Origin of the sequence: Micromonospora sp. CV4 (genome assembly GCF_003667455.1) — a bacterium.
GTDB lineage: Bacteria > Actinomycetota > Actinomycetes > Mycobacteriales > Micromonosporaceae > Micromonospora.
The window spans coordinates 20,504-29,624 of record NZ_RCVI01000178.1 but is presented as its reverse complement, the minus strand read 5'-3'; the positions used below and the strand labels follow the sequence as shown (position 1 = coordinate 29,624).

Below are 9,121 nucleotides of genomic sequence, written 5' to 3'. Positions count from 1 at the left end.
CATGGCCGCGCTCAGTGCGCTCACCGGCCCGCACCGGCGCTCGGGGGCGGTGATCTGCCGGGGCGGGGTTCTGCTCACCCTGGTCGGCCTGGCGCTGCTGGCCACCCTGCCGCCCGCGCCGGCCGGTCGGGCGGCCCTGGTGGCCGTACCGCCGCTGGTGCTCGGGATGCTGCTCACCGCGTTCGGTGCGCGCGACGCGATGGATGCCGTCGCTGTGGAGGCGGCGGGTAGGCCCGCCGCCTGGCCCCGGTCGGTGCTTCCGGCCGCGTTGCTGCTGCTGGCGGCGGGTCTGCATCTAGGCGCCGGCCGTTCGCCGGACCGGATGAGCGTGCTGCTGGCCGTGGCCGCGGTGCCGCCGCTGGTGCTGCGTGAGTTGCTGCGCTCCGGCGACGCGGCCACCCCTGACCGCCGTGCCGCACACCGCCGGCGTGCCGGCCGGGCGGTCCGCCACCGCCGTGCGACCCGCTGGCTCGGCGCGCCGGACGACGGGCCGGCCACCTCGAACGGCCCCGGCTCGGCCTGGTCGCCCGACGGCGAGGTGTCCTGGTCGGCGCTCAGTTCCCGGTCCGCGCCGGCCGGGGCCGGTCCGGGCAACCGCACGGCCCTGCTGGACGCCCTAGCCGCGATCGGCGACGTGCCGGCGCCGGCCGGCGCGCTGCTGCTGGTCGACCTGCACGGCGCGGACGGGATCGGCCCGGCGGCCAGGGAGGACGTGCTGGCCGAGGCCGTCATCCGGGCCCGCGCCGTCGTCGCGCCCGGCGACCTGGTCACCGGGTGCGCGGGTACCGGCTTCGCGGTGGTCACCGCCGCCGGACCGGTGCTGGCGTACGCGTTGGGCACCCGGCTGCTGACCGCGCTCACCCCGCCCTACCGGCTGGCCGGATCGGTGCTGCGGGTGCAGGCGAGCATCGGGCTGGCCGAGGTGAGCGGCGCCGGGCCGGCGGACGTGCTGCGCCAGGCCGAGCTGGCCCGGCGGCGGGCCGTGCAGCTGGGCCGCGACCGGGTCGAGTGGTACGACGCGTTCCTGGAGGAGCAGCTGGTTCGCCGGCTCGACCTGGAACGTGAGCTGCCGGGTGCGGTAGCGCGCGGCGAGCTGGATCTGGTCTACCAGCCGGTGCTCGACCTGGCCGGTCGGCAGCCGGTGGGCGCCGAGGCGCTGCTGCGCTGGCGCAGCCCGGTGCTCGGCACGGTGCTCCCGGCCGAGTTGTTGCCGGTCGCCGAGGACCTGGACCTGGTCGGCGAGCTGGAGTGGTGGGTGCTGGACCGGGCCTGCCGCCAGTTGGCCGACTGGTCGGCGGGCACCCGGGAGTTGTGGATGGCGGTCAACGTCACCACCCGGGAGTTGACCACGCCCGACTTCGTGCAGCGGGCCGCGGCCGTGCTGGCCGCGTACGGGGTGTCGCCGGAGCGGCTGGTGGTGGAGGTGGCCGAGCCGAGGGTCGCCGCCGACCTGTCGACGGTGGTGGCCCGGCTGGCCGGCCTGCGGTCGCTGGGCGTACGCACCGCGCTGGACGACTTCCGTGCCGAACACGCCTCGCTGGCCCAGCTGCGCCGGCTGCCGATCGACCTGCTCAAGGTGGGCCCGGAGTTGGTGGGCGCCCGACCGGACGGGCAGCCGCCGCTGATCGACGTGGTGGTCAACGTCGGTGAGCGGCTGGGAGTGGAGATCGTCGCCGAGGAGTTGGAGTCACCGGGCCAGGTCGAGGGGGCGCACCGGGCCGGCTGCCGGTACGGGCAGGGCTTCGCGCTGGCCCGCCCGGCGACGGCCGAGCGGGTCGAGGCGTACTTCGAGGAGTTTCCCTCGACGTCCCGCTGACACCCGCCGCGGTGAACCGGTTCACCTGGTCCGCGGCGGTGCGGTGCTGCCGCGCGGGGTGAGGTGCGGCGTCTCGTCCTGGACGCGGGTCGCGGTCTGCCCGGCGATGACGGCGAGAAGTTGCCGGGCGGCGTGTGCGCCGTACGCCGGGATGTCGCGGCCCAACGCGGTCAGCGGCGGGTGCACCAGCCGGCAGAGCGGCGAGTCGTCCCAGGCCACGATGGACAGATCACCCGGCACGGTGAGCCCCATCTCCTGGGCCACGGAGAGCCCGGCGATGGCCATCACGTCGTTGTCGTAGATGACGGCGGTGGGCCGTTGCGCGGAGCTGAGCAGGCGGCGGGTGGCCCGTCCGCCCTCCTCGCCGGTGTAGTCGGACCAGACGGTGACCGCGTCGGTCAGCCCGAGCCGCGTGCACACCGCCGCGAAGGCCTCGGTGCGGATCTCGGTGTGCCGCAGGTCGGGCAGGCCGCCGACCCGGGCGATGCGGCGGTGTCCGAGCGCGACCAGGTACTCCACCGCCTCGGTCAGCGCGGCCGCGTCGTCGGACCAGACGCTGGCCAGGTCGCCGGTGCCGCCCGGCCCGCCGATCACCACCGCCGGCAGTTGGAGCTGTTCGAGGGCGGGGATGCGGCGGTCGTCGGTGCGCAGGTCGCAGACGAGCACGCCGTCCACCCGGCGCTCGCCCCACCAGCGCCGGTAGACCGCGATCTCGGCGTCCTGGTCGGCCACCACCTGGAGGGTCAGCGCGTACGAGCGGGCGGAGAGTTCCGCCTCGACGCCGCTGATCAGCTCCATGAAGAACGGCTCGATGCCCAGTATCCGGGCCGGCCGGCACAGGGCCAGGCCGACCGCCTCGGCGGTGGCGCCGGAGAGCGCCCGCGCGGCGCTGCTCGGGCTGAACCCGATCTCGGCGGCGATGGCCAGGATGCGCTGCCGGGTGGCTTCGGAGACGCCGGGCTGCCCGTTCAGCGCGTACGACACGGCGCCCTTGGACACCCCGGCGCGTCGGGCGACGTCGGCGATGGTCGGCCGCTTCACCGGCGTGCTCCTTCACTCTCCGCCCACAGGGGCCGGGTTTCTGGCTGCCGCGCCACGCTCGGCCCGGTCGGCGCGCCGCAGGGTGTGTCGGCGGGCTCAACCTAGCGCAACCGCTGCCGGCGGCCGACGGCCGGACGCTCGGGATCGAATCGGTCGGCTGATGCAGCGGGCTTGCGCGGTTCAGCGTACCGATGGTCTCTCGGTTTCCCGGCCCGGCTCGGTGTGCGGAGCTGCGGCGGAAAGCGCTCCACCACGCCTGTTCGCGCTCCCACAGACGCCTCCGGGCTGATCGGACGAGCCCGCCGAAACAGGCCGTTGACACCCCTGGAACCGGCCCGTACGGTGGCCTCACTTATCCGGTTCAGTCAACGTCTCTCGATGCCGGGAGCGTTCCCACTTGTTCGGAGGATGCCATGAAACGGTCCTGGACCCGGTGGGCCCGCGCGGTCACCGCGGGCACGGTCGGCCTCGCCCTGGTCGCCGCGTGCAGCGGCAAGAGCGGGCAGGATTCCGACGCGGCGGACGGTCAGGTCACCCTGAAGATCAACTTCTGGGGTGACTTCGGCCTCCAGGACCTCAAGACGAAGTACGAGGCGGCCAACCCGAACGTCAAGATCCAGCTGAACTCCGGCGAGTACAACGCCCAGCACGAGGACCTGCAGAAGAAGCTGGTCGCCGGTTCCGGCGCGGCGGACATCGCGGCCATCGACGAGGGCTTCATGGTGCAGTTCCGCAGCCAGTCGGACAAGTTCGTCAACCTGCTGGACAAGGGCGCCGGCTCGTACGAGAGCAAGTACCTGCCGTGGAAGTGGAAGCAGTCGCTCTCCGCCGACGGCAAGACCCAGATCGGCCTCGGCACCGACACCGGTGGCCTGGCCATGTGCTACCGCACCGACCTGTTCAAGGCCGCCGGGCTGCCCACCGAGCGCGACCAGGTCTCCGCCCTCTGGCCCACCTGGGACAGGTTCATCGAGGTCGGCCAGCAGTACACCGGCAAGACCAACAAGAAGTTCATCGACGCCGGCAGCAACCTGTTCAACCCGATCCTCGGCCAGCAGCCGGTCGGCTTCTACAACGAGCAGGACCAGCTCCAGATGGAGCAGGGTCCGAAGGTCGCCTTCGACTACACCATCAAGGCGATCCAGGCCGGCCTCTCCGCTAACCTGGCCAGCTTCCAGGCCGACTGGGACAAGGGCTTCACCAGCGGCTCCTTCGCGGTGCTCGCCTGCCCGGCGTGGATGCTCGGGCACATCAAGGACACCGCACCCGGCACCCAGGGCAAGTGGGACATCGCCGCGGTGCCCGGTGGCGGCGGCAACTGGGGCGGCTCGTTCCTGACCATCCCCAAGCAGAGCAAGCACGTCGATGAGGCGTACAAGCTGCTGGAGTGGCTGGTGCAGCCGGAGCAGCAGATCGAGATCTTCAAGAAGGTCGGCAACCTGCCCTCGCAGCCGGCCCTCTACAGCGACCCGGCGATCGCGGACTTCACGAACCCGTTCTTCAGCAACGCGCCGGTCGGGCAGATCTTCCCGAAGATGGCGCAGGGCCTCACGCCGCAGTACCTGGGCAAGAAGAACGGCCCGACCCGGGTGGCGGTGGAGAACGTGCTGACCCGTGTGCAGAACAAGACCCTCAAGCCCGAGGCCGCCTGGGCCGAGGCGGTCAAGGAAGCCGAGAAGGCCAGTACCTCCTGAGCCGTCGGCGCGGGGGCGCGCCGGACACCACGCCGCCCCCGCGCCGCCCGCGTGCGTACCCCGTCTCTTCGGCCCTGGAGTGTCCCGATGTCCACCACCCGCGCCGCGCCCGCGTCGTCGGGCCGCCGAGCCGCCACCGGGCGGCACGGCCACGGCACCGACCCGGACCACCGCCGACCCAGCTGGCGGGACCGGCTGTACCGCTTCGACATGCGCTACATGCCGTACGTGTTGATCGCGCCCTTCTTCCTGATCTTCCTGGTCTTCGGGCTGTTTCCGCTCGTCTTCAACGGCGTCGTCGCGCTGCGCAACTATCGACTGGACGACCCGACGCTGACCGGCTGGGCCGGCCTGGCCAACTTCCGCCAGCTCTTCGGCGACGAGGATTTCTGGAACGCGCTCTACAACACCTTCGGCATCTTCCTGCTCTCGTCGGTGCCGCAGCTGCTGCTCGCCCTGATCGTCGCCTCGCTGCTCAACCGCCGGCTGCGGGCGCAGACCTGGTGGCGGGTGGGCGTGCTGCTGCCGTACGTCACCCCGATCGTCGCCTCGACGATGGTGTTCAGCGTCTTCTTCTCCCGTGACTTCGGGATGGCCAACTGGGTGCTCGGCCTGTTCGGCATCGGCGGCGACGAACCGATCAACTGGCGGGCCGACAAGCTGCACGCCTGGATCGCCATCGCCACGATGGTCAACTGGAAGTGGATCGGCTACAACGCCCTGCTCTACCTGGCCGCCATGCAGTCCATCCCGCGCGACGTCTACGAGGCCGCCGCGGTCGACGGGGCCGGCCCGTGGCGTCAGCTCTGGCGGATCACCGTGCCGATGATCCAGCCGGTGATCGTCTTCACCGTCATCCTCTCCACCATCGGCGGGTTCCAGCTCTTCATCGAGCCGATGCTGTTCGACCTCAACTCCCAGGCCGCCACCGGTGGGCCCAACGGCGAGTGGCAGACCATCGCCCAGCTGATCTACAAGGTCGGCTGGAAGGACCTGAACCTCGGGTACGCGGCCGCCATGAGCTGGGCACTCTTCCTGATCATCCTGGTCGTGGCGGGCATCAACACGCTGTTGACCAACCGACTCTCCGGAGGGCGATCCAGGTGAGCGCCGTCGACACCGCACCGCCGCCGCCGGCGGTCACCACGAGCCGCCGCAGGCGGGCCGCCCTGATGGGCCGCGCGCCGCAGGACACCCCGGCCGGCATCGGGACGTACCTGCTGCTGGCCACCACCATGCTGTTCGCGGCGTTTCCGCTGTACTGGATGTTCGTCATCGCCACCAGCAACGACGAGGCGCTGGCCCAGATCCCGCCCGCGGTGATCCCCGGCGACCGGTTCCTGGTCAACCTGGACGAGGTCTTCTCCCTCCAGGACGTCTACTTCGCCGCCTCGCTGGTCAACAGCGTCATCGTGTCGACGGTGGTGACCGCCGCGATGCTGTTCTTCTGCTCGCTGGCCGGGTTCGCCTTCGCCAAGCTGCGCTTCGCCGGCAGCCGGTGGCTGATGCTGTTCGTGGTGCTCACCCTCACCGTGCCGAACCAGCTCGGCGTCGTCGCGCTGTACATCGTGATGGGCAAGCTGGGTTGGAACGGCACCCTGCTGGCGGTCATCGTGCCCGGCCTTGTCACCGCGTTCGGCGTCTTCTACATGCGGCAGTTCATCCTGAACACGGTCCCCGACGAGCTGGTCGAGTCGGCCCGGATGGACGGCGCCACGACGACGCGCGTCTACTGGAACATCGTCCTCCCGGCGATCCGGCCGGCCCTCGCGGTGCTCGGCCTGCTCACCTTCGTGTCCACCTGGAACGACTTCCAGTGGCCGCTGATCACCCTCGGCGGCACCAACTACCCGACCTCGATGGTCGCCATCTCCGACCTGGCCAGCGGCAACTACGTCATCTACCGCCGGGTGCTCGCCGGCGCGTTCGTGGCTACCATCCCTCTGCTGATCATGCTGTTCATCGGTGGACGCCAGATCGTCCGCGGAATCATGGAAGGTGCGGTGAAATCTTGAGCCGACAGGCACTCCACGACGGCTGGACCCTGCGGGCGGCGCCCGGAGCGCAGGTCCCGGCGGAGATCGCCGACCGTTCCGTGCCGGCCACCGTGCCCGGCTGCGTGCACACCGACCTGCTCGACGCCGGCCTGATCCCCGACCCCTACCTCGACGACAACGAGGTGGCGCTGGCCTGGATCGGGCGCACCGACTGGAGCTACCGGACGAGCTTCTCCCGCCCGCCGGGCGACCACGACCGTGTCGACCTGGTCTGCGCCGGCCTGGACACCGTCGCCACCCTGACCGTCAACGGTGTCGAGGTCGGCCGCACCGAGAACATGCACCGCGGCTACCGGTTCGACGTCCGCCCGCTGCTGCGCGACGGCGACAACGACCTGGTGGTCACGTGCGCCTCGGCCTACCGGTACGCAGAGGCGCAGCAGGAGCGGCTCGGCGACCGGCCCAACGCCTACCCGGAGCCGTTCCACTTCATCCGCAAGATGGCCTGCAACTTCGGCTGGGACTGGGGACCGACGCTGGTCACCGCCGGCATCTGGCAGGACATCGGCCTGCACGCCTGGTCCACCGCCCGGCTGGCCACCGTCCGCCCGCTGGTGACGATGGAGGGCCGCGACGGGCGGGTCGAGGTGCACGTCGAGGTCGAGCGGGTCGCGGACGTCCCGCTGACCGTCCGGGCCACCGTCGCCGGCGCCCGCGCCGAGGCGGTCGTTCCCGCCGGGCAGCGCACGGCGGTGCTGACCCTCGCCGTCCGCGAGCCCGCGTTGTGGTGGCCCCGGGGGTACGGGGAGCAGGCGCGCCACCCGCTGGACGTCACCCTGCACGCGCCGGACGGCGACACCCTGGACACCTGGTCCCGCCGGATCGGCTTCCGCTCGATCCGGCTGGACACCACCCCCGATGAGCACGGCACCCCGTTCGCGCTGTCGGTCAACGACGTTCCGGTGTTCGTGCGGGGGGTCAACTGGATCCCGGACGACGCGTTCCCCACCCGCGTCACCCGCGAACGGCTGGCCGGGCGGTTCGACCAGGCCGCCGCGGCCAACATCAACCTGCTGCGGGTCTGGGGCGGCGGCCGGTACGAGTCGGCGGACTTCTACGACCTCGCCGACGAGCGGGGGCTGCTGGTCCAGCAGGACTTCCTGTTCGCCTGCGCCGCGTACCCGGAGGAGGAGCCGTTCGGCAGCGAGGTGGCCGCCGAGGCCGCCGAGCAGGTCACCCGGCTGGCGCCCCACCCGTCGCTGGTGCTCTGGACCGGCAACAACGAGAACATCTGGGGGTGGCACGACTGGGACTGGCAGGAGCCGCTCGCCGGGCGCACCTGGGGGCGCGGCTACTACCTGGACGTGCTGCCCCGCATCGTCGGTGAGCTGGACCCGACCCGCCCGTACTGGCCGGGCAGCCCCTGGTCGGGCACCGAGGAGATCCACCCCAACGACCCGGCGCACGGCACCACACACATCTGGGACGTGTGGAACACCGACGACTACGCCAAGTACCGCGAGTACGTGCCGCGCTTCGTCGCCGAGTTCGGCTACCAGGCGCCGCCGGCGTACGCCACCCTGCGCCGGGCGCTGAGCGACGAACCCCTCGCCCACGACTCACCGGGCATGGCGCACCACCAGAAGGCGGCCGGCGGCGACGCGAAGCTCCAGCGGGGCCTGGACGCGCACCTGCCCGCCCCGGCCGACTTCGACGACTGGCACTACCTGACGCAGCTCAACCAGGCCCGGGCGATCCAGCTCGGGGTGGAGCACTTCCGCTCGTACCGGGACGTCTGCGCCGGCACCATCGTCTGGCAGCTCAACGACTGCTGGCCGGTCACCTCCTGGTCGGCCGTTGACGGTGACGGTCGGCGTAAACCGCTGTGGTACGCGCTGCGCCACGCGTACGCCGACCGGCTGCTCACCGTCCAGCCCCGCGACGTCGGTCTGGCGCTCGTCGCGGTCAACGACGGCGGCACGCCCTGGCGGACGTCGACCTCGGTGACCCGGCTGACCCTCGCCGGTGAGCCCCGGGCGAAGACCACGATGGAGCTGGACGTCCCCGCGTACTCGGCGGTGACGCTGGCGCTGCCGGCGGAGCTGGCCCAGCCGGAGGAGGAGCGGCGGGAGCTGCTGGTCGCCGAGGCGGGGCAGAGCGCCGATCGGGCGCTCTGGTTCTTCGCCGAGGACCGCGACGTCGACTGGCCGGCGGCGGCCTGGGACGCGACGGTCGAGCCGGTCGACGGCGGGCAGCGGGTCCGGGTCACCGCCCGCACGGTGCTGCGCGACCTGACCCTCTTTCCGGACCGGCTGGAGCCGACGGCCTCCGTGGACGATGCGCTGGTCACCCTGCTGCCGGGCGAGTCGGTCACCCTCACCGTGCGCGCCGACGCCGCGTTGGACCCGGTGGCGTTGACCACCCGCCCAGTGCTGCGCTGCGTCAACGACGTCGCGTCGCCCTAGCGTCCCCCCAGGCGCTCGCGACCGCCGGTCGCTCCGCCGGGGCCAGCGGTCGGATGAGCGTGATACCTCAGAGGTATTTTTATGCCTCTGAGGTATCACGCTTCACGG

At 71.8% G+C, this 9,121-nt stretch carries 6 protein-coding genes; 5 read left to right on the top strand and 1 reads right to left on the bottom strand.

The window, feature by feature from the left end; translation table 11 throughout:
* The coding region (locus EAD98_RS31460; RefSeq protein WP_147457331.1) for a GGDEF domain-containing phosphodiesterase at positions 1–1,816 on the top strand (1,816 nt) is incomplete at its 5' end.
* A 21-nt stretch (positions 1,817–1,837) separates the two neighbouring features.
* On the opposite strand, the gene EAD98_RS04725 is transcribed toward EAD98_RS31460, so the two are convergent.
* Positions 1,838–2,857 carry a LacI family DNA-binding transcriptional regulator gene (locus tag EAD98_RS04725; protein ID WP_121652846.1) on the bottom strand — a complete coding sequence of 340 codons (1,020 nt, stop codon included), beginning with the start codon at positions 2,855–2,857 and terminating at the stop codon, positions 1,838–1,840.
* Between the two features lie 413 nt (positions 2,858–3,270).
* Here EAD98_RS04725 and EAD98_RS04720 point away from each other — a divergent pair, with 413 nt between their 5' ends.
* From EAD98_RS04720 to EAD98_RS04705, 4 genes are all read left to right on the top strand, one after another.
* Complete coding sequence (locus EAD98_RS04720) at positions 3,271–4,551, top strand: extracellular solute-binding protein (protein ID WP_121652845.1); 1,281 nt, start codon at positions 3,271–3,273, stop codon at positions 4,549–4,551.
* A gap of 87 nt (positions 4,552–4,638) precedes the next feature.
* Positions 4,639–5,658: a carbohydrate ABC transporter permease gene (locus EAD98_RS04715; protein ID WP_121652844.1), complete on the top strand. Its 1,020-nt coding sequence runs from the start codon at positions 4,639–4,641 to the stop codon at positions 5,656–5,658.
* Positions 5,659–5,723: 65 nt separating this feature from the next.
* Positions 5,724–6,566, top strand: coding sequence for a carbohydrate ABC transporter permease (locus EAD98_RS04710; protein ID WP_121652848.1), 843 nt, complete (start codon positions 5,724–5,726; stop codon positions 6,564–6,566).
* A complete protein-coding gene (locus tag EAD98_RS04705) occupies positions 6,563–9,013 on the top strand; it encodes a glycoside hydrolase family 2 protein (RefSeq protein WP_121652843.1) in 2,451 nt (816 codons plus the stop codon). Before EAD98_RS04710 ends, EAD98_RS04705 begins: the two co-directional genes overlap by 4 nt.
* Positions 9,014–9,121 lie beyond the last annotated feature (108 nt).